The organism is Natrialba taiwanensis DSM 12281 (assembly GCF_000337595.1).
Lineage (GTDB): Archaea > Halobacteriota > Halobacteria > Halobacteriales > Natrialbaceae > Natrialba > Natrialba taiwanensis.
The window spans coordinates 1-20,689 of sequence record NZ_AOIL01000016.1 but is presented as its reverse complement, the minus strand read 5'-3'; the positions used below and the strand labels follow the sequence as shown (position 1 = coordinate 20,689).

General features: G+C 64.7%; 22 protein-coding genes and 1 pseudogene. 13 read left to right on the top strand and 10 right to left on the bottom strand.

What is annotated here, in order from left to right:
• Window positions 1–81: 81 nt before the first annotated feature.
• The 3 genes from C484_RS05230 to C484_RS05220 form a co-directional block, all read right to left on the bottom strand.
• Window positions 82–399: a hypothetical protein gene (locus C484_RS05230; RefSeq protein WP_006824902.1), complete on the bottom strand. Its 318-nt coding sequence runs from the start codon at window positions 397–399 to the stop codon at window positions 82–84.
• A gap of 40 nt (window positions 400–439) precedes the next feature.
• On the bottom strand, window positions 440–1,507 hold the full coding sequence (locus C484_RS05225) for an mRNA surveillance protein pelota (RefSeq protein WP_006824901.1): 1,068 nt from the start codon (window positions 1,505–1,507) through the stop codon (window positions 440–442).
• Window positions 1,508–1,579: 72 nt separating this feature from the next.
• Window positions 1,580–2,545: an N-acetylmuramoyl-L-alanine amidase gene (locus C484_RS05220; RefSeq protein ID WP_006824900.1), complete on the bottom strand. Its 966-nt coding sequence runs from the start codon at window positions 2,543–2,545 to the stop codon at window positions 1,580–1,582.
• A gap of 178 nt (window positions 2,546–2,723) precedes the next feature.
• Here C484_RS05220 and C484_RS05215 point away from each other — a divergent pair, with 178 nt between their 5' ends.
• A complete protein-coding gene (locus C484_RS05215) occupies window positions 2,724–3,140 on the top strand; it encodes a DUF2178 domain-containing protein (protein ID WP_006824899.1) in 417 nt (138 codons plus the stop codon).
• 90 nt (window positions 3,141–3,230) lie between these two features.
• Here C484_RS05215 and rqcH read toward each other — a convergent pair whose 3' ends face one another.
• A complete protein-coding gene (rqcH, locus tag C484_RS05210; RefSeq protein WP_006824898.1) occupies window positions 3,231–5,393 on the bottom strand; it encodes a ribosome rescue protein RqcH in 2,163 nt (720 codons plus the stop codon).
• 125 nt (window positions 5,394–5,518) lie between these two features.
• On the opposite strand from rqcH, the gene C484_RS23360 reads away from it, so the two are divergent.
• Together C484_RS23360 and C484_RS05205 are read left to right on the top strand one after the other, a co-directional pair.
• A complete protein-coding gene (locus C484_RS23360; RefSeq protein ID WP_160164221.1) occupies window positions 5,519–5,668 on the top strand; it encodes a hypothetical protein in 150 nt (49 codons plus the stop codon).
• Complete coding sequence (locus C484_RS05205) at window positions 5,665–6,321, top strand: hypothetical protein (protein WP_006824897.1); 657 nt, start codon at window positions 5,665–5,667, stop codon at window positions 6,319–6,321. Before C484_RS23360 ends, C484_RS05205 begins: the two co-directional genes overlap by 4 nt.
• Window positions 6,322–6,420: 99 nt before the next feature.
• Here C484_RS05205 and tenA read toward each other — a convergent pair whose 3' ends face one another.
• The gene (gene tenA / locus C484_RS05200; protein WP_006824896.1) at window positions 6,421–7,080 is read right to left on the bottom strand and encodes a thiaminase II; all 660 of its coding nucleotides are present in this window, start codon (window positions 7,078–7,080) and stop codon (window positions 6,421–6,423) included.
• 160 nt (window positions 7,081–7,240) lie between these two features.
• On the opposite strand from tenA, the gene C484_RS05195 reads away from it, so the two are divergent.
• From C484_RS05195 to C484_RS05185, 3 genes are all read left to right on the top strand, one after another.
• Complete coding sequence (locus C484_RS05195; protein WP_006824895.1) at window positions 7,241–8,071, top strand: ZIP family metal transporter; 831 nt, start codon at window positions 7,241–7,243, stop codon at window positions 8,069–8,071.
• Window positions 8,072–8,208: 137 nt separating this feature from the next.
• Window positions 8,209–8,874 (top strand): lactate utilization protein, encoded by a 666-nt coding sequence (locus C484_RS05190; RefSeq protein ID WP_006824894.1) that lies wholly within the window; start codon window positions 8,209–8,211, stop codon window positions 8,872–8,874.
• A gap of 69 nt (window positions 8,875–8,943) precedes the next feature.
• Complete coding sequence (locus tag C484_RS05185) at window positions 8,944–9,726, top strand: HpcH/HpaI aldolase family protein (RefSeq protein ID WP_006824893.1); 783 nt, start codon at window positions 8,944–8,946, stop codon at window positions 9,724–9,726.
• A gap of 170 nt (window positions 9,727–9,896) precedes the next feature.
• Here C484_RS05185 and C484_RS22015 read toward each other — a convergent pair whose 3' ends face one another.
• The 4 genes from C484_RS22015 to C484_RS05165 all read right to left on the bottom strand — a co-directional run bounded on the left by C484_RS22015 (window position 9,897) and on the right by C484_RS05165 (window position 13,239).
• Window positions 9,897–10,124, bottom strand: a complete 228-nt coding sequence (locus C484_RS22015; RefSeq protein ID WP_083867291.1) for a hypothetical protein — start codon at window positions 10,122–10,124, stop codon at window positions 9,897–9,899.
• A 402-nt stretch (window positions 10,125–10,526) separates the two neighbouring features.
• Window positions 10,527–12,194, bottom strand: coding sequence for a tRNA uridine(34) 5-carboxymethylaminomethyl modification radical SAM/GNAT enzyme Elp3 (locus C484_RS05175; protein ID WP_006824891.1), 1,668 nt, complete (start codon window positions 12,192–12,194; stop codon window positions 10,527–10,529).
• Between the two features lie 64 nt (window positions 12,195–12,258).
• On the bottom strand, window positions 12,259–12,489 hold the full coding sequence (locus C484_RS05170; protein ID WP_006824890.1) for a hypothetical protein: 231 nt from the start codon (window positions 12,487–12,489) through the stop codon (window positions 12,259–12,261).
• Between the two features lie 69 nt (window positions 12,490–12,558).
• A complete protein-coding gene (locus C484_RS05165; protein ID WP_006824889.1) occupies window positions 12,559–13,239 on the bottom strand; it encodes a helix-turn-helix domain-containing protein in 681 nt (226 codons plus the stop codon).
• Between the two features lie 193 nt (window positions 13,240–13,432).
• On the opposite strand from C484_RS05165, the gene mbhE reads away from it, so the two are divergent.
• The 7 genes from mbhE to mnhG are packed head-to-tail and all read left to right on the top strand — an operon-like array spanning window position 13,433 to window position 19,803.
• Window positions 13,433–15,895, top strand: coding sequence for a hydrogen gas-evolving membrane-bound hydrogenase subunit E (mbhE, locus tag C484_RS05160; RefSeq protein WP_006824888.1), 2,463 nt, complete (start codon window positions 13,433–13,435; stop codon window positions 15,893–15,895).
• Window positions 15,892–16,356, top strand: coding sequence for an MnhB domain-containing protein (locus C484_RS05155; protein WP_006824887.1), 465 nt, complete (start codon window positions 15,892–15,894; stop codon window positions 16,354–16,356). Before mbhE ends, C484_RS05155 begins: the two co-directional genes overlap by 4 nt.
• The gene (locus C484_RS05150; RefSeq protein WP_006824886.1) at window positions 16,353–16,706 is read left to right on the top strand and encodes a sodium:proton antiporter; all 354 of its coding nucleotides are present in this window, start codon (window positions 16,353–16,355) and stop codon (window positions 16,704–16,706) included. The genes C484_RS05155 and C484_RS05150 overlap by 4 nt, the downstream gene beginning before the upstream one ends.
• Window positions 16,707–16,711: 5 nt before the next feature.
• Window positions 16,712–18,472 carry a Na+/H+ antiporter subunit D gene (locus C484_RS05145; RefSeq protein WP_006824885.1) on the top strand — a complete coding sequence of 587 codons (1,761 nt, stop codon included), beginning with the start codon at window positions 16,712–16,714 and terminating at the stop codon, window positions 18,470–18,472.
• A complete protein-coding gene (locus C484_RS05140; protein WP_006824884.1) occupies window positions 18,469–19,158 on the top strand; it encodes a Na+/H+ antiporter subunit E in 690 nt (229 codons plus the stop codon). Before C484_RS05145 ends, C484_RS05140 begins: the two co-directional genes overlap by 4 nt.
• Window positions 19,151–19,438 carry a monovalent cation/H+ antiporter complex subunit F gene (locus C484_RS05135; protein WP_006108165.1) on the top strand — a complete coding sequence of 96 codons (288 nt, stop codon included), beginning with the start codon at window positions 19,151–19,153 and terminating at the stop codon, window positions 19,436–19,438. Before C484_RS05140 ends, C484_RS05135 begins: the two co-directional genes overlap by 8 nt.
• Window positions 19,435–19,803: a monovalent cation/H(+) antiporter subunit G gene (gene mnhG, locus C484_RS05130; protein ID WP_006824883.1), complete on the top strand. Its 369-nt coding sequence runs from the start codon at window positions 19,435–19,437 to the stop codon at window positions 19,801–19,803. The genes C484_RS05135 and mnhG overlap by 4 nt, the downstream gene beginning before the upstream one ends.
• A gap of 143 nt (window positions 19,804–19,946) precedes the next feature.
• Here the strand turns inward: mnhG and C484_RS05125 are convergent.
• Window positions 19,947–20,689, bottom strand: a pseudogene (locus C484_RS05125) (DNA-binding protein); the annotation flags it as partial.

Genomic DNA, 20,689 nt, shown 5'->3' with positions numbered 1-20,689 from the left:
TACTCGGTAGCGTCTCGCGGATCGTTGACGCCGACGCCGGCCGATCGAGTGTGATCGATGCGCCAGGGTCGTCCGACAATATCAGCGGACGCGCCGAATCGCACGCAGGTTGTTGCCCACCGCAACGATTCCGATACCGGCGATTGCAGTGGGGACGAGAATCCGAACGCGGTACCCCTCGAGGAGGCGATAGCCGCCGTAGAACGCCAGAAACAGCACGCCCTTGAACGCCCCGAACCGGACGAGTCCGCCCGGCGTCGGCGGATCGCCGAGCAGTCTGCGAACGAATACCGCCCCCTCCTCGAGTTCATCGTATCGGAGTCCGGCGGCGGTTGTAACGAGATCGCCGAGTCCGTAGGAACACACTGCGAGGAGCCACAGCGTGGCGTGTTCGATCATGGTGTGGACGGGTCAGCCCCGTGACGGACGGCGCGAGCCGTCATTCGAGCCGGTAGCGCAACAGTGCCGCGATGCCGCCGAGGTTCGAGAGCTGCTGTCCCGGCGGGAACTCGCTCGAGAAGACGGTTACGTCGCCGCCTTTCTGTTCGGTCGTGCGGACGATATCGTCAACGTCGATGGCCCACTCGCCTTCCGGACCGCGCTCCTTGCGGAGCCGGTCGTCGAGAACAAGGAGTCGCTCGATCGCGCCGAACTCGGCCGCCTGCTTGACTTCTTCGGGACCGTAGGCCGCCTTCGCACCCTGGGCGATGCGCTCGGTGAGTTCGTCGATGAACTCGGCCTCGCGCTCGATGCGGGTCTCCTGTTGGACGTCCGCGACCGCGCCGCGCTTTAGCACCTCGTGGACGCCCCGGTCGCCGACGCTCGCCGTATCGACCATCGTGAGCCGCTCTGCGACTGCGGGCTCGTTGTCCTCGAGGTACTTTCGGGCGTCCTGTTTCGTGAATCCGGGACCCGCGAGGATGATCGCGTCCGCGTCCTGGCGTTTGAGCACGTCGCCGAGTTCGGCGAACAGTTCCGAACGCTCGCGGGCGTACTCGCCTTTGCCGGTGGGACCGGTGATCGCCGCCCGTTCTTCGGTGCCGTACTGGGCGACGGTGTGGACGTGGGCCTGTCCCTCCTCGACGGTGGCGATGGCCACGTCGGGATTCTCGGTAGCTTCCTCGGCCTCTTCGAGACGGGCCTCCTGATCCGGCTTGAAGCGTTTCTCGATCGAGATCTCTTCGCGCCCCTCGACGTTCAGGGTGTGGTGAAACCCGAGTTGGTCCTCGCGCGAGCAGGCGACGATTTCACCGCCGACGCGCAGCCGGTTCGCGAACTTGTGGAACTCGATGTCCTCGACGGCGATGGCGACCCACATGGGTTCGCGCTCGCCGCCGGTATCGCGCATCTGATCGTCGTTACGCTGGATGCGGCGGGTCGTGTCACCCGCGACGCGGTCGCCGGGCTCTAGGACGTACTGGAGGTGCCAGAGGTCGTCGACGCTCTCGGGGACGACGGTAACCCGCTCGCGCCCGCCGTCGAGCGGTTCCCGGTCTTTGATCTGCATACCCGTCAGTCCGGGCGGACCAGTAAAAGGTGCTGTTATTCGCGAACTGCCGACAGGAGGCGGGTGGCGGTCTCAGGCGTGGGCCAGGTAGTTCTCCGAGCACCAGACCCACTCGTTGTACGCCGGAACGTGCAGTCCCCACCAAGTGATGCCGTCGCAGTCCTCGGGGCCGTTCATCACTTCCCCCTGGGTTCCCTCCGGCAGCGTCAACACGACGTCGTCGTTGAGACACGGCTGCTCACGACCGTTGAGAGCCGTCGTCGTGACAACCTGGTCGCCGTCCTGGAACTTGTCGCCGCCACCGCCACCACCACCGCCGTCGCCGTCCCGAACCAGACTCGCGAAGTGATCCATATCCCAGTCCGGATACGGGCAGGTCCGGCCGCCGTGGGAGAAACTGCTACAGTCGCCGTCCGGCACGTGCGTATGCCCGATGATCCCGCCCGGCTCGTTCTGGATGCAGGTGTTGCTCGTATAGAACTCGAGCGGGATGTCGTGCATGTCGGCGATACAGCGGACGAGTTCGGCCGAGGATTCATAGCAGGCGTCGGTGATGCCGTTGTCGTTGAACCACTCGTGTTCGATGCCGATCGAGCGGTGGTTGGCGATGTACCTGGCGTGCCAGGCCGCCCGATCGTGGTGGACCAGTTGGTCGACGTGGCCCGCCGACGGCCCCTCGGTCCAATCGTAGTTCTTCACGAGGTAGTGCGAACTCACGCCCGAACTCGAACTCGTCAGCGTACTGAGCGCGCCCTGATACGCACCCGCGGTAACGTGGATGACGATCCAGTTGATCCCGTAGTTTCGCGCGCTGTGATTCGCCGCTTCGACCCAGCGATCCGCCGCGCTACACTCGGTATGCGAGGCCGCGACGCGCTCACCTTGCGCGGCGAGCACCGTCCCCGAGCCGGCGGCGACGCCCGTCGCCCGGAGAAACGACCGCCGGTTCCAGTCGCTCCCATCCCGTTCCGTCTCGGCGGACTCGTCGGCTGAACTCGAATCCCGCTCCGAACCATGGCTTGTGCACTCAAGACACATGGGGAAACAGTACACTGCGAGACACAATAATAGTTATTGGAAATTATTTGTGGAGAGAACATTGAACACGATATTTCGGGCGCAGTCGCGATCGGCGGGTGGCAGATAGATTTAAGTAAGTGTGTAAAGCACGTTTTACTGTAAAGGTCGCTTTACAGAACTCGGGTGCCCTCGATCCATGACAGAAACGACGCTCCCGTTGATTCGGAACGACAGTCCGGCGACGTACAAACGACTGATTGGAATCTGCGGCGTCGCCGCCGGTCTCGCCCTCGGTATCGGGACGGCGTTGAACCGCCCCGTTATCGCAGTTGTGCTCTACGCCGTCGGGCTGACCGCAGCGGCGGTGATTCCGTACGGGGCGGCGGGGCCGCTGTTCGACGAGCGCGACGACGCGATCCACCGACGGGCCAGCGGAACCACGCTGGCGCTGTTCGGCTGGCTATCGGCGCTCGTGTACCCGTCGCTGGTCGTCCTCTCGGGGACGGAACTCTTCTCGTGGGGGCCAGCCAGCGCAGCGATTGCGTGGACGACTGTCGCCGTCTACGGTACCTACGCTGTCGCACTCGGGTACTTCCGCCACACCGCCGGGTGACACCGACGAAAGCGGCGTTACGAGAAAAGTGGTGACGACGTGAACACGTCGTCGAATCTGTTCCGCGGATTAGCGACGGGGCAGACGGCCTCAGTCCTCGGAAATCCGGCTGCCACCCGGCGGCATGAAGTGTTGAATGCGGTCCGGACTCGCGATTTTCCGGACGAACGTCTCGTCCTCGAACCGCTCGCGGAACCGTCGATACAGCCGCTTCGCCGCGTCGGCCTGGGCGTACCGGCCGGGCTCGAGTTCAATTGTCGTCTCTGCCGATTCTTCGATGGCCGCCGGCGGGCCGCCGATGACGCGGGTGTAGGGCTCACACTGGATGCCGACGGCGGCACCGACCGGGGTGTCGCGGTAGTAGGTTCGGTCGCCGCGGACGGCGAAGCCGCCTTTTTCCAGATATTCTCCGCTTTCAGGGGTCTTCGTCACCTGGTCGGAGTCGACGGCGTAGACGTCGCCGGCGTAGCGGCCGTCCTTCCAGACCGAGGCGTAGGAGACGGCAAACTGGGCGGCTTCCTCGATGCTCGACTCCGGGAGTTCGATGTCTGCGGAGGACGCCTCGCTCGGATCGGTCGCCTTCAGGACCGTGACGGGGCCGCCGTGGGCCTGGGTGTGCAGGACTTTGTCGCCCGGCTCCAGGTACTTCTTTACCAGTTCCTCGTTCTGGTCGGCGTCGCGGCCGCCGATCACGAGGTAGCCGTCGCTGGTGTGGAACCAGCGGAACCGGTCGAACCAGGGTTCGTTCTCGCGGATCGGGATCGACGGGTCCGCGAGCCAGTCGTGGTCTTCACCTTCATCTTCGGTAGCCTCGTCGTCCGCCTCCTCGCCATCGGTGGCCTCCCACTCGTCGCGGCGGCGCTTTGCCTCTTCGAGGTCCTCGCGGGTGTCCTCGATCGCGGCCAACGCGCCCTCTTTCTTCTCCGCGACGCGCTTTGCCTCGGTGTAGAGGCGATCCGCGTTCTGCTCAACGCCGTCGTGAGCCACGAGTTCGATGTACTCCCCGTCGATGTCGACCGTGACGAGTCCCTCGCTGCCGTCGACATCGACGACCGCCTCGGCGGCGTCGATGCCCTGCTCGGCACCCTCCGCGAAGCGCTCCTCGATTTCGTCCCAGGGGCGGTCCTGTTCGCGGGCCTCCTGGATCGTCGAGAGGATTTCGTCGACGAGGCCGTACTCGGCGTACAGCGACTCGGCGTTCTCGCGGAGGTTCTCGGCTTCCTGCTCGAAGCCCTCGATCGCACCCTGTTGCTGTTCGATGATCCGCTCGTGTTTGGCGATCTCCTCCTCGAAATCGGGACGCTGGTCCGTCGGGTCCGGCTCCTCCTCGTCATCGAGTTCGAGCCGGAAGAAGTAGTCGTCGAGCGCTTCGAGGAAGGTATCGTAGGGTTCGCCGTCGAGGTCGTCCTGTTCGTGCTCCTCGAGCGGGAAGGGCGTCACGTCGACGACGCGGGCGGCGCTCCCCTCGTCTCCGTCGCCGTCCTCGGTCCGGTCCTCGTCATCGGTGTCGAGATACAGTCGCGAATCAAAATTCCCGTTTCGGATATCGAGCGCGAGCCGTTCGATCGCCTCGTAGAGTTCGTCGTAGGTCTCCTCGTCGGCGTCGGCGATGTCCATCGCCTTCTCGACGCCCGCGCGGGTGCAGAGCTCCTCGGCGTAGAGGCCGCCGAAGTTGAGCTGCGTCGCGAGCGTGCGGACCACGTCGGTATCCGAATCCTCCATCTCGTGGCCGAAGGCCTCGCGCGAAATCGTTAGCGGGTTCGTCCGCGTGTCGGGGAACTCATAGCGCGAGCCCGGGACGACGGTTCGGGACTTCAGGCGAACCGTCTCGAGACAGTCGATCACCTCGTACTCGCCGTCCGTCACCGCGACGTTGCCCTGACCGAACAGTTCGACGATGATCCGGGTCGTCCCGTCGTCGCGCTCGAAGACGAACTCGAGGATGCGGTCGAACTCGTACTGGGAGGCGCCGGCGAAGTCCGCGCCGGACAGCCGATTGCGCAGCATCATCGCGAACTGCGGCGGCCGACCGGGGGCGTCGGGCACCCGCTCGGGGGCGACCGTGTGGGCGCGTTTCACCTCGCCGACCTCGAGAAGCAACTCGATGCGACCGCGGTCGAAATCGCGCATCTTGAGGCGGACGAGATTATCCCCGTAGAGATAGGCCTTGTCGAGCTTCGCGCCCTCGTAGGCTCCGAACTCGCGGACGAGGGCGGCGAGGTCGACGCTTGTAAGCTCCCGCTTTGGATCCATACAACAGAGTGCCCGGCGCGGTCAAAAAGGCGTGTCGCTCCGCTCGCGGGGCCGGTGGGCGTCCACGTCGAGAACCCGACCGACAGTCGGAAAGGCTAATCCCGCCCGACCCACTGGTACCCGGTATGAACGCCGTGCTCGACCCCTTCACCGGCGTCGAACCGCCGTCCGTCGGAAACCGAAGGCGTACCGCCACCTGCGGCACGCGCAGGGCAACTACCGTCGCGCCCGTTGCGTCCGTCCCATCCGAAACCGGAGGCAGCCCGCAGCTATGAGCGCGCCGGAAGACCAGCGTTCCTGGCAGGCCATCCTCGAACTCCCGCCGGTTCTCGACCGACTCGAGGACGCCGGCGGCATCCCCGTCCTCGAACTCGTTGACGAACTCGCCGAGCGCAACGACCTCGTTATCGACGCCGACGGCGTCGTCTACCACGACCGCGGCATTCGCGTTCCCGGACACGACGCAACCTTCGTCCACGAACCGACCGGCTCGCGGGGCCGGCCCGCCTTCAGCGTCGAGGTGAACTCCGTCGGGCCGCGAAACACGTGGGCCGTCTTCGACAAGACCCTCTCCTGGGACGTGTACCTCCTGCAGACGCCCGAGGTCGCCGCGCTCGCCTGGCTCAGCGACGAGGAGTACCGGGTCGAGGATGCGGAGCACTTCGAGACGAAACAAGACGCCGTGGCCGCCGGGCGGTTCTCGTTCGGGGTCTTCCTGCACAGCGGCGAGGACTGGCAGGAACAGGTCGAGTACATCCGCCAGACGGCCGCGCCGGCGTTCCTCCAGCGCGAAGACGGCTCGACGATGCACCCCGCGACCCAATCCGAGTTCTACCAGCTCGTCGACTCGACGCCCACCGAGTTCAGAACGAGCGGGAACGCGCCCTCGTATCTGGGCCTGCTCGAACTCGAGATTACAATCGACTGATATTGGGACTGACACTGAGACTAGGGCTGGGGCTAACACTGACACTGACGCCGGCTATCGGATCTCTCGTTCGGACCACCAGACTACGCTACCACCGTCTCACAGCTCCCATACCTCCTGCGTGTAGGCCATCTCCCAGAACCGGTACTCCAACTTCGCGCTCGTCAAGAACGCCTCACGCATCGCCTCCTGCTCGCCGGGGTAGCGCTCGCCGCAGCGATCGACGAACTCGCGACACCAGGCCGTCGCCTCGCGGAACTCCTCGCCCGTGTACATCTCGATGAACGGGGTGTAGCGGTGCTCCTCGTCGGCGAGTTCGACCATGTGCTCGGCCACGTCGAGGTAGCCCTGCATGCACGGATAGAGTGCACCTGCGATTTCTGCGAGCGAGCCCTCGTAGGCCGTCCGAACGAGGAAGTTCGTGTAGGCGACGCAGGTCGGAGCCTTCTCGACCGACTCGAGTTCGGTGCCCGAAATCCCGTAGTCCGCGGCGAACTCGCGGTGGAGGTCGAGTTCGTGCTCCAGAACGTTGTGAGCGACGCCGAGGAGGTGGGTCATCGTCGCCTCGTCGCGCGCTTTCGTTCCGGCGATCGAGAACAGGCGCGCGTAGTCGAGCAGGTACCGGTAGTCCTGTTTCACCCAGTGGCGAAACGCGGCTTCCTCGAGCGTGCCGGCGGCGAGTTCGGTGACGAACGGGTGGCGCTTCTGTGCGTCCCAGATGTCCGCGCCGGCATCGAGGAGATGGTCGCTGAATGCCATAGACGAGTTCGGTGGTCGCGCGGTATTATATGTTGGTGGTACAATCGGGTTATCCACCGCCGAACGCCTCCGTGCTATCCACCACTGTCCGACGGCCGAAGTCGGGCGGTGCGCGCCGACGAGCCGGATACTCATTTTCCCTCGGCGGCGAACGAACGGTATGGTATCGCTCGCGGAAGTCGTTCTCGTCGCCGCGGTCGCGGGCGGACTCACCGGCGTCGGGGCGCTCCCGCTGTTACTAACCGAGCGGGTGAGCCACCGGCTCTACGATAACGCGCTGGGACTCGCCGCCGGGATCATGGTCGGCGCGGCCGTCTTCGCGCTCGTCCTCCCCGGTCTCGAGTTCGGAACGCCGCTCGAGGTCGTCGTCGGAATCGTCGCCGGGGGCGCGTTTCTGCTCGTCGGGAACGCCGCGCTCCCGCACCTCCATCTGCGATTTCGAGGCAGCAAGCGTCTCGAGGGGACCGCACTGCTCGCCCGCTCGCTCGACGCCGAGCCGGCGGTGAACGCGCCGGGTGCGGGCGAACGCGATCCCGTCGAGTTCACGGGCGACGGGTTGCGCCGGGCGACGCTCGTCGGCGGGGCCGTGACGATCCACAACGTCCCCGAGGGCCTCGCGGTCGGCATCGCGTTCGCGAGCGGCGAGTCCGCGATCGGCTTTGCAATCGCGACCGCCATCGCCGTCCAGAACGTTCCCGACGGATTCGCGATGGCGGTTCCTGCAGTCCGGGCGGGCGTCTCTCGGGGCCGAACGATCCTCTATACGTCCCTTTCCGGCGGAATCCCGAAACCGGTCACGGCGGCCGCCGGCTTCTGGCTCGTCACGGTTGTCTCCGGACTCTTCCCGGTCGCTGCGGGCGCGATGATCGCCGTCGTCTTCCGTGAACTCGTGCCCTCGAGCCACGGCCACGGCTACGCCGACACCGCGACGGCGGCGTTCATCCTCGGCTTCGCGCTGATGCTGATCGTGGATACAGTACTCGCGGTCTGAGAGGGGCCTGTGCACAGTCTGAGAGGGTACTGAGCGCGGTCAGAAGTACGGAGCCGGCTCGGCTCCCGCCGGCCGTAGTCGTATTCAGGCCGGGCGTTGATCCGGATCGACACCGAACCGTTGCCACGTCACCGACCATGGCCTCTGACTATCACACGAAAGACGACTTCGACGACAAACTCGACATCGACGAGGAGCGGTTCGACGACCGCCCGGACGAGGAAACGCTCGAAACGGTCGTTTCGAACGTCGAGGATCGAAACATTGCGGTCGACGTATTCGACGACGGGGACGCGGCCCGGGAGTTCCTCGCCGATCAAATCCCCGCCGGTGCGGCGGTAATGGACGGCCACTCGACGACCTTAGAAGAGATCGGCTTCGCCGATACCCTTGAGGAAGCCGACGGCTTCGACTACGTCGGCAACGCACTCGCCGAAATCGAGGACGACGACGAGCGCTCGACCCGCCGCCGCGAGGCGACCACCGCCGACGTCTTCTTCGATGGCGTCAACGCCGTCGCGGAAAGCGGCGAACTCGTCGGCGCAAACGCGCTCGGGAACGCCGTCGGGGCCTGGCCGTTCGGGGCCGAATCGCTCGTCCTCGTCGCGGGGACGAACAAGATCGAACCGGACTGGGAGACGGCCGTCGAGCGCGTCCGCGAGTTCGCGCTCCCGCTCGAGGACGCCCGTGCACAGGAGGTCTACGACCAGGGCAGCCTCGTCGGCAAACTCGTCTCCCTCGAGTACGAGCGGGTCGACGACCGCACGCAACTCGTGTTGATCGACGACGAACTCGGGTTCTAAGCGGCCGCGGTCGAACCGCCCGTTTCCGCCACCGGTGGCCTTTTCTCGCTGATCGGCCAACGCTTCGCCATGACGTTCGTCTCGAACCTCCGCAATCGCGAGCGACTCGTCGGCACCTGGGTCGCACTGAGCGATCCGGCAATCGGCGAGATCAGCGCCCACCTCGAGTTCGACGCCGTCGTCATCGACGGCGAGCACTCGACGAACTCGATCGAGACGCTCACGGAGATCGCACGCGCGGTCGACGCCGCAGACACCGCGTCCGATCCCGGAACCATCGTCCGACTCTCGGAGAACGATTCGACGGAGATCAAGCGCGTCCTCGATGCGGGCGTCGACGGCGTAATGGCACCGATGATCGACACGCCCGAGGACGCGCGGGCGCTCGTCGAGGCGACCCGCTACCCGCCCGACGGCGTCCGCGGCGTCGGCTTCGGCCGCGCCAACGAGTTCGGCCTGGCGTTTCCCGAGTACGTCGACCGGGCGAACGATGAACTCGTCACGATCGCCCAGATCGAGACCGAATCCGGCCTCGAAAACGTCGAGGAGATCGTCGCCGTCGACGGCCTCGACGGGCTGTTCGTCGGCCCGGCGGATCTCTCGGCTGCGCTCGGGCACTTCGGCGAAACCGAGAGCGACGAGTTCCTCGCGGCCGTCGATCGTATCCTTGAGGCAGGCCACGCAGTCGATAAGCCGGTCGCGACGCTGGCGTTCGAGGACGAGGAGATCGAACGGTGGGTCGATCGCGGCTTCGACTTCGTGTTGGCCGGCGTCGACATCGATTACGTGAAATCGGGCGGGCGGCGAGCGAAGGCGGCGTTCGACGATGCGATAGCGGAGCGAGACGAGTAATCCGCACGTCTCGGTCCATACTGCCGGAGAAAACCCTTGACTCATCGATCGTACTCGAACGACTCTCTCACGAGCGACGGTTCGCGGGACGCGATCGAGCGTTCGCCGATTTTCGTCCAGTAGTATCGGGGGCACCGATCGTAGCGCGGGTTCCGTTCTTTTTCGCGACGTTATCCCCCGGCGTCCGTATTGGTTGGCGCGTCCCCGATGTGGCTGGCCGAGGCAACGGCTGGGTCGACGAGCACGACTTCCGGCGGCGCGCGACAGCCGCAGGGAGCTGCAACTGCCGTCGTCGGACCGAGAATCGTCACGGTCACGACCGCCTGGCCGCAGAGCGGACAGTCGGGCAACGAGGGACCAGTCGGTTCGTCGATCGACTTCGGGTTCTCATCCCTCATCGTCGCCTCCGGCGGGCAGTCGCGATGGTGACTGTATCCGTGAGCGATGGCAATGTGACTCGAAGCGAGCGATACGTCGGTCGTGCGGGATGTTTATGTCCCGGTAGAATGAATCCGAACATGGCTGCAAACCCTCGCTGGGGTTTGGAAGCCACGTCTCGGGTGTGTCAGCACCCGGGGCATTTCGCGTCTGCCCGTTGTGGCTTCCGTTCTAATCGTTGATGTGTGGTGTCTTATATCTACTGTTACTTGACGCGAATGGATGGGTGAGTACCGGCGTTCTTGCGGGATGCTGCTGCGACGTGCCGTGTCCTCACTGGTGCGAGACGCAGCAGTAACCGGACGGTCTCGGACACCGGTACCAAACCGATGAATCAGTCAAAATAGCGTTCGCAGCGGCCGTTATAGGCGCTTGCTTACGTACGGGCCGTCCTGGTGATAGCCCAGTTTGTTCCGGTAGTATTCCCGCGCGCCGATGCCCGAGATGACGCTGACCTTGTCGTAGCCCGCGTCGGCCGCGAGTTCTTCCGCGCGGTTCATCAGGCGGCGACCGTAGCCCTGGTGTTGGTGCTGGTCCGACTCGCCTGCCTCACCCATCGTAACTTCGGAGCCGTAGACGTGGAGTTCGCGAAGGAGGGCGGTGTTTTCGAGTTCCGGCCGAACGGGGTCGTTCGGGAACCGGAGCCGACAGAAGCCGATCAGCAGATCCTGGTCGAAGTCCTCGAAGGAGATGAAGTGTTCGGTGCCGCCGCAGGCGTCGTAGGTCATCACGTCAAGGTCGACCTCGTTCGGCTCGGCATCGTTCATGCCGACCTCCCGACAGCGGATACACTCGCAGTTCCAGTCGTGGTCGTCCATGCGCTTTCGGGCTAGCTGGCGGAGATTGGACTTCCAGACGCCCGCGTCGATGTAATCCGCCGGGATATCCCGCTGGACGCGCTGGAGCCGCGTGTAGCGGGGGATCATGTCCTTGATCTCGGCGACCAGTTCGGCTGCCTCGTCGTTGTCGAGCGGCTCGTACTCGCCCTCGTGCCACCAGTCGTAGGTCGCCGTGCCGCGGACGATCAGCGTCGGGTAGATCTTCAGGTAGTCGGGCTTCCACTGCTCCTGTTCGAAGAGTCGGCGGAAGTCCTCCAGACACATCTCCTTGCTCATTCCCGGCTGGCCGGGCATCATGTGGAAGCCGACCTTGAACGCCGAGTCGCGCAGGCGCTGGTTGGCATCGATCGAGGCCTGCACGCCATGGCCGCGGTGCATTTCGCGGTTGATCCGCTCGTAGGTCGTCTGCACACCGACCTCGACTTTCGTCCCACCGAGATCGAGCATCCGATCGATCTGCTCTGGATCGCACCAGTCGGGCTTGGTCTCGAACGTCGTCCCGATATTGCGCACGTCTCCCGTCTCGTTCTCGGCGATCACGTCTTCTAAATACTTGAACTCGTACTCGGCGGGGTCCTCGGCGAAGCTTTCGCCCTCCGCGGGTTCGGGCTCCTTGTCGACGTCGTAGTCGTTCATCGCTTCCAGGGCGCGCTTGACGAACCACTCCTGGTAGTCGTGGCTCCGGGCGGTCATCGTCCCGCCCATCAGGATGAGTTCGACCTTGTCGATCGGGTGGCCGATTTCGCGGAGCTGTTCGAGGCGCAGCGTCACCTGGCCGTACGGATCGTAGTCGTTCTGCACGCCGCGGGCGGCGGCGGGTTCGTTGCCGGTGTAGCTCTGGGACGAAGAGAACTCCGAGTCGGGGCCGCCGGGGCAGTAGAGACACTTCCCGTGCGGGCAGCGCTCGGGAGAGGTCATGATCGCGACCGGCGAGACGCCCGAGGCGGTGCGGACGGGTTTGCGTTGAAGCACCGTTTCGAGGTCCTCGCGGTGCTCTTTGGGCGCGTAATCGAGGAGTTCCGAGTTCTTCGGAACCTTCGGTGCAGAGTGCTCCGAACAGGCCTCGAGTTTGGCCTTCTCGACTTCGTCGCGTTCGACGTCGCCTGCGAGAATCCGCTCGACGAGCGTCTCGCAGACTCGCTCGAACGCCTCGGTTTCGGTCGGCTCGCGGTCGGGCGTCTCGGTACTCACTATCCACCGTTCATCGGGCGGCGCGAATAAGCGTGTCGGACTCGCTACCGCTCGCTCGCGGCCATCACTCTGTGTTCGCCTGTGATGGGAATTCCTCGTCTTCGTCGAGTTCGACGAACGATGTCGCGCCGCACTGACAGCCGGTCCGCTGTCCGATCAGGAGAATCTTGCCGTCGGGCCACTTCTCGGCCGCGTAGGCCGTTCCGCATTCCGAACAGACGGCAGCAACCTTCTCTGTCCCTGATTCGTGATCCTCGGCATCACCCGACGAGTTCGACGACGACTCCTTCGACATATCAGTACTATCGGTTAGAACGTGGAAACGAATACTGCTGTGAGTTCGAGGGTGCTTATAAGGGGGCGCTCAGTCCGCGTCGTCGATTTCGCGTTTTGCCTGCTCCGAGGAGACGACCAGCGTGTTTTCCGTCAAGTTCTTGGTTGCTCGGCGAAGGCGTTCCGAAACTGCGTTCGTGGAGATGTCGAGTTCGGCTGCGAGATCGCCGATCTGCGCGTCGCGGGGCACGTCGAAGTAACCCATTTCGAGCGCCGTAACGAGAACTGCGCGTTGGGCGCTCGTCAGATCGTACTCGCGTTCTTTCGGTGCGGACCCGTCGTAGATTCGCTGCAGTTCGAACGAGTACTCCTTGTCCTGAAAGTACTGTTGAAAGTCCTCGAGAGCCGCCTGATCGACGAACTTGAGTTTGAAGAACCAGTGGCCATCCACTGCGGTCGCCTCCTGAACGATGCCGTGTTGATCGACGATTTCGTCGACCCGCTCTTGGACCGCCTCGTCCCAGTGAACGTTGAAATAGACGATGTCGTCCTCGCTGTCGATGAACTCGTACCCGACGATGCTCTGGTCAGCTGCCAGTGCCGTCGTGATGGGGTCGATTTCGGCGTTCGTGAACCACAGAAACGGCATGACCCACTCTCGGCTGTGCGTCGCGAGCCGTTCGACCTCGACCGTTACGGCAGGGATGCGGTCGAACATTTCTCCGAGTGCGAACACATCCGCTGGGATCGTGAACTCGGCGATGACACTCATGGGAGAGCAAGCGGACGGTGCGGGATAAGCCGCGGGGTTGAGATGGCAATAGTTCCCGCGGATATGGGACGCTCCGGTCGGATTGGGTCGACCTGGACCGGATCGTGTGCGAGTGCACCCCTGATGTCGGTCGAAAATCGCGAGTTCCGGGTGAATCGTTAAGTTGGCGCTGCTGGTAGTCAAAACAGACTGAATGCCCCCGGAGCTGTCGGTCGTGCTCGCCGTAGTCACAGCGCCGTTTGCAGTTGCGGGTGTGACGCCGCTGTTGATCCGATCGCTCGGCGAAAAGACGGGCTACGCCGGGGCGGCGGTCGCCGCGTTCTGTTTCGCCCTCCTCGGAACGCAGTACGGCTCCGAGGGAACCGTCGAACTGGCCTGGATTCCGTCGCTCGAGGTCGCGCTCCGGTTTTACGTCGACGGCTGGGCGTTGTTGTTCGCACTCCTCGCGAGCGGCATCGGCGCGCTCGTATTTTTGTACTCGCCGGCGTACATGCACGGCGAGTCCGGACTCGCCAGATACTACGCTGCACTCCTCGCGTTCATGGGCTCGATCATCGGAATCGCACTCGCCGCCGATCTCATCGCAATCTTCCTCTTCTGGGAGCTCACCAGCCTCTGTTCGTTCGTGCTGATCGGCTTTCACACCGATGACGCGTCCTCGCAGTACGCCGCCCGAATGGCGATGCTCGTGACGGTCGGCGGCGGGCTGTTCGTGCTCGTCGGCTTTCTCCTGCTCGCGTTCGTCGCGGGCGACGTCGTCGGTCCCGGAACGTCCGCCTTCGACCTCGCCGCAATGCTCAACCGACCCGACGAGATGCAGACCGCGCTGCGAGAAGCAGGCCTGTTTGTTCCGGTGCTGGGGCTGCTCGCAGTCGGGGCGGCAACCAAATCCGCACAGGTGCCGCTTCACTTCTGGCTCCCCAACGCGATGGCCGCGCCGACGCCCGTCTCGGCCTTTCTCCACTCCGCGACGATGGTCAAAGTCGGCGTCTACTTCGTCGGCCGCATTCGCCCGCTGTTTGCGAGCCTCGAGTGGGTGATGCTGTTCGCAACGCTCGGCTTAGCGACGATGACGATCTGTGCCCTTCTCGCCGTCGCCGCGACGGATATCAAGGAACTGCTCGCCTACTCGACGGCGAGTCACCTCGGACTCATGATCGCCGGCTTCGGATTTACGTCAATCGTCGGCGCGGAAACCGGTGTCTTTCACCTGTTCAACCATGCGCTTTTCAAGGCTGCCCTGTTCCTGATCGCCGGTATCATCGCTCACGAGACGGGGACGCGGCGTCTCGATGAACTCGGCGGACTCCGACACGACCTCCCCGTGACGGCATTTCTCACCGCTATCGTCGCCCTCAGTATGGGCGGTATCCCGCCGTTCAGCGGCTTCTACTCGAAGGAACTTCTCTTCGAGGCGACCGTCGAAGCGAGCCACCACCACGACCTCGGCCCGCTCGACTGGCTCTACCCGGTCGTTGCCGTCTTCGGGAGCATCTTCACCGTCCTGTACTCGCTTCGCTTCCTCGCGCTCTTTTTCGGCCGCCAACCCGACTCGCTCGATCACGTTCATCGGCCACCAGTTATACTGCTCGTCTCCCCCGCCGTCCTGGCCGCACTGACGGCCGTCGTCAGCATCGATCCCGAACTCGCGGTTCGGGCGATCGTGCAGGCCGGCATCGACGCGACCGCCGTCGATCCCGGGACCCACGAGATGCACGTCGGGCTCCCGACATCATACTCGCCGGCCGTCGGGATGAGCGCCGTCGCGATCGGCAGCGGCGTCCTTGCGTACCCGTTCTACGACTCCATTCACCGCAGCATCCGATCGATTCCCCGAACGGTCCCGCCGATCGGCGCGAACTGGTGGTACGACGCAATCATCGAACGTCTCACCGACGACGGTGCGTGGCTCGCATCACGCGTTCACAACGGCCTGCTCCGGACGTACGCAACCTGGACGCTCACCGCTACCTGCGTCCTCGCACTCGCCGGCTTCGTCGCGACCGATGCCGCCATCCCCACCGCGCTCGCCGGCCTCGACGTTCCGATCCCGGCCGCACTCGTCCTCTCCCTCGCAGTCGTCGCGGGCCTCGCAGTCGTCACCGCCGACTCGCACGTCGCCGGCATCCTCACGCTCTCGATCCTCGGATTCATGATCGCCATCTTCTACATCCTCGCCAGCGCGCCCGACCTCGCACTGACCCAGCTCGTCGTCGAGACGCTCGTGTTGGTGATCTTCCTGCTCGTCGTCGAAGAGATCCCGGAGTACTACGAAGTCAGTCTCGGCAGGATCGCTCGGGACGCCGCCCTCTCCGTCCTGGTCGGCGCAACCGCGTTCATCACCGTTCTCCTCACGACCGACGCCCGACCCGTCGGCGAGAGCGCGATCGCGCGCTACTACACCGAACACGCCGTTCCCGAGGGCGGCGGACAGAACATCGTCAACGTGATCCTGGTCGACTTTCGCAGCTTCGACACGCTCGGTGAACTCGTCGTGATCGCCGTCGCCGCAATTTCGATCCTCACGCTCATCGTCATGCGCGCACGCGGTGACGAGACTCGCAGTGACGAGAGTTCAGTAGCAATCGAGGACGCAGAGGGCGGAAGTGCGAACGAACCGCGCGAAAGCCACGAGACCCGAGGTGAATCCGAATGACGACCGTCATCATGCGAACGACCGCCCGCATCGTCGTCCCAATCGTTCTGATCGTCGCCATCTCGCTGCTTATCGAGGGGCACAACCTCCCCGGCGGCGGCTTCATCGCCGGCGTCCTCACTTCGACCGCGTTCGTGATCGTCTACATTGCGTTCGGCCTCGATTTCTTGGAACGGGGCGTCCTCGGCCGCGATGTCGATCCCGGAAAGACGCCCTCGCGCGATCGCGTCGTCGTCGCCTACCGCCGGCTGTTTACGGTCGGCCTCGCGATCGCCGTCGGCAGCGGGCTGGTCCCGCTTGCGCTCGATCACCCCTTCCTATCGCAGTCGTACATCGTTCTCGAGGGCGTGCCGCTCTACCATCACCTCGAAATCGCGAGCGCGCTGGCGTTCGATCTGGGGGTCTACTGCGTCGTCATCGGCGGCCTGCTGACGATTATTTCGGTGGTGGGTGCCGAATGAGCGCGTTCGTCCTCGCGTTCGTCGTCGGCGCACTGTTTGCACTCGGGACGTTCCTCCTCCTTCGACGCGACCTGATCCGCGTCGTCTGGGGACTCGCCATCGTCAGCCAGGCGGCAAACGTCTACCTGCTGGCGATGGGCGGCATCGAACTCGGCGGCTTCGAGACCGTCCCGATCCTCGCCAGCCACGGCGAGGGCGTCCCCGAGACGACCGATCCGGTCGTGCAGGCACTCGTCCTCACAGCCATCGTCATCGGCTTTGGCATGACCGCCTTCGCACTTGTGCTCTCCTACCGCGTCTACGAGGAACACGACACGCTCGACGCCTCCGAACTGGGTGATCGCGAGTGAACGGGATGGTGCTGCAGACGCTGTCTCCCGGCGCGGAATCGACGCTGGTGATCGCTCCCATGCTGATCGTCCTCGTCGCAGCCGTCGGCACGTTGCTCCTCGGAACTCGCCCCCGCGCCCGAGCGGGCGTCAGCCTCGCGGGCGGCGCGGCCTACCTCGTCGCCGTCGCAGCGATCGACTGGTACGTCGTCCTCGCACCCGACGCGCCGGGCGCTGCAACCTATCAGGTCGGCGGGCTTCCGGCCCCCTTTGGAATCACGCTCGTCGCCGACGGACTCTCGGCATTTATGCTGACGATGGTCGCCGTGATCGGCGTCGCCTCGCTCATCTTCTCGATCCGAGTCCTCCCTGAACTCGACCGGCGCAGCTACTACTTTCCGCTGTTTCACTTCCTGGCACTCGGCGTCACCGGCGCGTTCCTTACCGGCGATCTGTTCAACCTGTTCGTCTGGTTCGAGGTGATGTTGATGGCGAGTTACATCTTCGTCGCCTACTACGGCGGCCCCCAGCACACCCGCGCCGCGTTCTGGTACGTCGCGCTCAACCTGCTCGCCAGCGCCGTCTTCCTGCTCGGCGTCGGCGGCATCTACGCGACGACGGGGACGCTCAACATGGCCGATCTCGCGCGTCGACTCGCCGCGCCCGCAGCGTACGGGATCGACCCTGGCCCGGTCGTCGGCCTCCTCGGCCTTCTCCTGTCGGTGTTCGCGATCAAAGCGGGGCTCGTCCCCTTCCAGTTCTGGATCCCGACCGCCTATCGGGCCGCTCCGCCCCCGATCACCGCACTACTCGCAGGTGCGACCAAGAAGGTCGGCATCTACGCTATCATTCGGCTCTCGTTCACCGTCTTCGCGGATGCCCAGATCAGTGTCAACCTCGCCATCCCGGCCGTCGGCACGATACTCGCGGGCGACTCGCCGCTCGCGTTCATCGGTGCCGTCCTGTTCGTCATGGGAACCGCAAGCATCCTCGTCGGCGGACTCGGTGCCGTCGGCCGAGACTCCCTCGAGGGCGTCCTCGCGTACTCGAGCATCGGCCAGGTCGGCTTCATCGCGGTTCCGGTCGCGATCGCCGCAACGACGACGGTTCCGGACATTCGCCACATTGCGATCGTCGCCGCACTGGTGTACGCGCTCAACCACGCCCTGGCGAAGGGCATGCTCTTTCTCGCGGTCGGGGCGGTCCGAACGGCGACCGGAACGAGCCGTCTCGCCGACCTCGGCGGCCTGGCAAGCCGTTCACCACTCCTCGCTGGGGCGTTTTTCATCGGCTCGCTCGCGCTCGTCGGCATCCCGCCGCTATCGGGCTTTTTCGGTAAATTCCTCGTCTTCGACGCCGCCGCCCAGGCGGGATCGATGTCGGTGCTCGTGCTCCTCCTTGCCGGCTCGCTGTTGACGATCGCGTACGCAACGCGGGCCTGGAACCGAAGCTTCTGGGGACAACGAACACCCGCGGTCGAAGACGCGGTCGCCGACCCGGTTCAGGTGGCCGTTCTCCTCGCGCTCGCTGTGACGATCGTCGCCGTCGGCATCGGATTCGAGCCGATTTACCGATTCGCAGACGCCGCCGCCACGGCCGCCCTCGATACCGACGGCTACGTCGACGCCGTCGATCCAAACCAGACGGTCTCCGGCGTGGACGGCGGCAATGTGGACGCAGGCGCAGGCGCAGGTGGAGGCGGAGGCGAAACTGGAATGGGTACTGAACCTGAAACGGAACCCGGAACTGGAACGATCAACACCAGCGATGGAGGTGAACTCCCATGACCGTCCGCACCTGGCCCGTCGCCGGCATCGTCTTCGCCGTGCTCTGGATCTTCGTCCGCGGCATTGAACTCGCACCCGCGGCGCTCGTCGGGCAGTTCCTGGCCGGCATCGTCGTCGGCTTCCCGATCGCGTTCCTCTTCCGGCGTCTGTACGGAAAGTACACCGATCTCGGTCGGCTGGGCCACGCCTCACCGTACGCCGGCCGCTACCTTGCGGCCTTCTCGTGGGAACTCGTCCGTGCAAACCTCGATGTCGCCTACCGAGTCCTCTCTCCCCGGGTGAAGATCGAACCCGAAGTAATCCTGGTCCCGCTTCGCGTCCAGACCGTCGCTGGAATCACGCTCATCGCCAACAGTATTACCCTCACGCCAGGCACCGTCGCCCTGGATCACGACCCGGAAGAAAACGCATTGTACGTCCACGCGATCGACGGTCGCGATCCCGAATCGATCGCCGCCCCCATCAGAACCTGGGAAACCTATGCACTGGAGATGTTCGACGAGGAACTGTCTCCGTCCGATCCGCCACCCGCAATCATCACCGGACGCGAGGACGACGACACGAACGCTGCACTCGAACGAACCCACCACTACCGAGGCGAAGACGGCCATCACAACAGAATGCCCAACCGAGAGCCGAACTCCAACGACCAGCACAGCCAGACGGAGGCCGACGAGGATGAGTGACGATCCAGCCGTCCTCGAATGGACCGTTCGCACAGCATTGATCCTCGTCAGCGGACTCTGTCTGCTCTGTGGCTATCGCGTTGTTCAGGGACCGACGACACCCGACCGCGTCGTCGCACTGGACGCGATCGCCACGAACGTCGTCGCAATTGCCGTCCTGTTCGCACTCCAGACCGGCCGCGGGCTCTTCATTACGGTGAGTCTCGTCCTCGCCATCATCGGTTTTATCGCCACGGTCGCCGTCGCCAAATTCGTCACGGAGGGCGAGATCATCGAATGATCCGATCCGCACTCATCATCGCCCTGATCGTCGTCGGCGTCTTCTTCCTCACCGTCGGCACGATCGGACTGCTCCGCCTCCCGAACGTCTACAACCGCATGCACGCAACGAGCAAGCCCACGACGCTTGGCACCGCCGCAATCTTCCTCGCCGGCTTCGTCTCCTTCGGCCCCGGAAACGAAGGCCTCACCTCGCTCATCGGCATCGCATTTCTCTTCCTGACCGTTCCGACCGGCGCACACATGATCGCCCGCTCCGCACACCGTAGCGGCGTCCCCTTCGAGGACAGCGTCGTCTGGCCCGACAAGTCGCCAGATGAACTCGAGCAGTCCGAAACCGCCGACGACTCGAGTTCAGATGCGTAACGTTGTGCCGTCCGTTGCGTGCGGGTCCGCTCGCCGTCGATCCGATTCGTCGCCGAACGGCACCGCGACGCCGTCGCTATCGGCCGATAGTGTCCGGAGGACGAGACTGCGTTGTGACGCGCCGTCTGGCGGTCGACGTAGTGTTACGCGAGCGTTGCGTCGAGTGCGTCGAGTGCCGCCTGGCGAACGGCGTCGCGCTCGCCTGGCAGGAACTCGATATGACCGTCCTGGCCGCCGACAACGTGGACGCCGGCGTCGGGGGCTGCCTCGGCGATGGCGTCGCCAAGGTCACGAACGTTCAGCGACTCGGTTGCGCGGACGTGGAGTTCGTCGTCGCCGAGACCGAGGGTGACGAACGAGTCGTCCTCGCGTTCGCGTCGGTGCAGCGCATCGAGCAGGAGCGTTGTCGTCGGGAAGTTGTAGCGGTGGGTGAACGCCGCCGTATCGAGGACGGCGACGCTGATCCCGTCGACGGATTCGGTCGTCAGATTCTCCTGGGCGGTTTCGAGACCGGTATCGAGTTTCGCGCGGAACTGTTCGGAGACGTGAGCAGCGAGGTCGCCGTTGACAGGCCGGTCAGTCTCCTCGTCGTCACCGAAGAGGAGGTCGGCGACGAGTTCACGTTTGTCCTTGTAGGACTGGTAGTAGGCTTCGAGTGCGATGGCCTCGCGGCGCTCGGAGATGCCGGTCTCGTCGTAGCCGGCGTCGGTGGCGAGTTCGCGGTAGGCCTCGGGGGTGTTCTCCCAGTAGCTGACGGCGGGGAGGTGTTCGAGGTCGGCGCGAACGTCGTCGTTGACGTGGGAAGCGACGGTTGCGGTGAGTGCGGTCGAGGTCACGTCCGAAACGTCCGCGTCCGCAAGCGACGGTGCGACGGCGACCGAGACGG

Bases quoted from the DNA above. Each gene is read 5' to 3' on its own strand.
- C484_RS05230 (WP_006824902.1), bottom strand. From the start codon at position 399: ATGATCGAACACGCCACGCTGTGGCTCCTCGCAGTGTGTTCCTACGGA.
- C484_RS05225 (WP_006824901.1), bottom strand. From the start codon at position 1,507: ATGCAGATCAAAGACCGGGAACCGCTCGACGGCGGGCGCGAGCGGGTT.
- C484_RS05220 (WP_006824900.1), bottom strand. From the start codon at position 2,545: ATGTGTCTTGAGTGCACAAGCCATGGTTCGGAGCGGGATTCGAGTTCA.
- C484_RS05215 (WP_006824899.1), top strand. From the start codon at position 2,724: ATGACAGAAACGACGCTCCCGTTGATTCGGAACGACAGTCCGGCGACG.
- rqcH (WP_006824898.1), bottom strand. From the start codon at position 5,393: ATGGATCCAAAGCGGGAGCTTACAAGCGTCGACCTCGCCGCCCTCGTC.
- C484_RS23360 (WP_160164221.1), top strand. From the start codon at position 5,519: ATGAACGCCGTGCTCGACCCCTTCACCGGCGTCGAACCGCCGTCCGTC.
- C484_RS05205 (WP_006824897.1), top strand. From the start codon at position 5,665: ATGAGCGCGCCGGAAGACCAGCGTTCCTGGCAGGCCATCCTCGAACTC.
- tenA (WP_006824896.1), bottom strand. From the start codon at position 7,080: ATGGCATTCAGCGACCATCTCCTCGATGCCGGCGCGGACATCTGGGAC.
- C484_RS05195 (WP_006824895.1), top strand. From the start codon at position 7,241: ATGGTATCGCTCGCGGAAGTCGTTCTCGTCGCCGCGGTCGCGGGCGGA.
- C484_RS05190 (WP_006824894.1), top strand. From the start codon at position 8,209: ATGGCCTCTGACTATCACACGAAAGACGACTTCGACGACAAACTCGAC.
- C484_RS05185 (WP_006824893.1), top strand. From the start codon at position 8,944: ATGACGTTCGTCTCGAACCTCCGCAATCGCGAGCGACTCGTCGGCACC.
- C484_RS22015 (WP_083867291.1), bottom strand. From the start codon at position 10,124: ATGAGGGATGAGAACCCGAAGTCGATCGACGAACCGACTGGTCCCTCG.
- C484_RS05170 (WP_006824890.1), bottom strand. From the start codon at position 12,489: ATGTCGAAGGAGTCGTCGTCGAACTCGTCGGGTGATGCCGAGGATCAC.
- C484_RS05165 (WP_006824889.1), bottom strand. From the start codon at position 13,239: ATGAGTGTCATCGCCGAGTTCACGATCCCAGCGGATGTGTTCGCACTC.
- mbhE (WP_006824888.1), top strand. From the start codon at position 13,433: ATGCCCCCGGAGCTGTCGGTCGTGCTCGCCGTAGTCACAGCGCCGTTT.
- C484_RS05155 (WP_006824887.1), top strand. From the start codon at position 15,892: ATGACGACCGTCATCATGCGAACGACCGCCCGCATCGTCGTCCCAATC.
- C484_RS05150 (WP_006824886.1), top strand. From the start codon at position 16,353: ATGAGCGCGTTCGTCCTCGCGTTCGTCGTCGGCGCACTGTTTGCACTC.
- C484_RS05145 (WP_006824885.1), top strand. From the start codon at position 16,712: ATGGTGCTGCAGACGCTGTCTCCCGGCGCGGAATCGACGCTGGTGATC.
- C484_RS05140 (WP_006824884.1), top strand. From the start codon at position 18,469: ATGACCGTCCGCACCTGGCCCGTCGCCGGCATCGTCTTCGCCGTGCTC.
- C484_RS05135 (WP_006108165.1), top strand. From the start codon at position 19,151: ATGAGTGACGATCCAGCCGTCCTCGAATGGACCGTTCGCACAGCATTG.
- mnhG (WP_006824883.1), top strand. From the start codon at position 19,435: ATGATCCGATCCGCACTCATCATCGCCCTGATCGTCGTCGGCGTCTTC.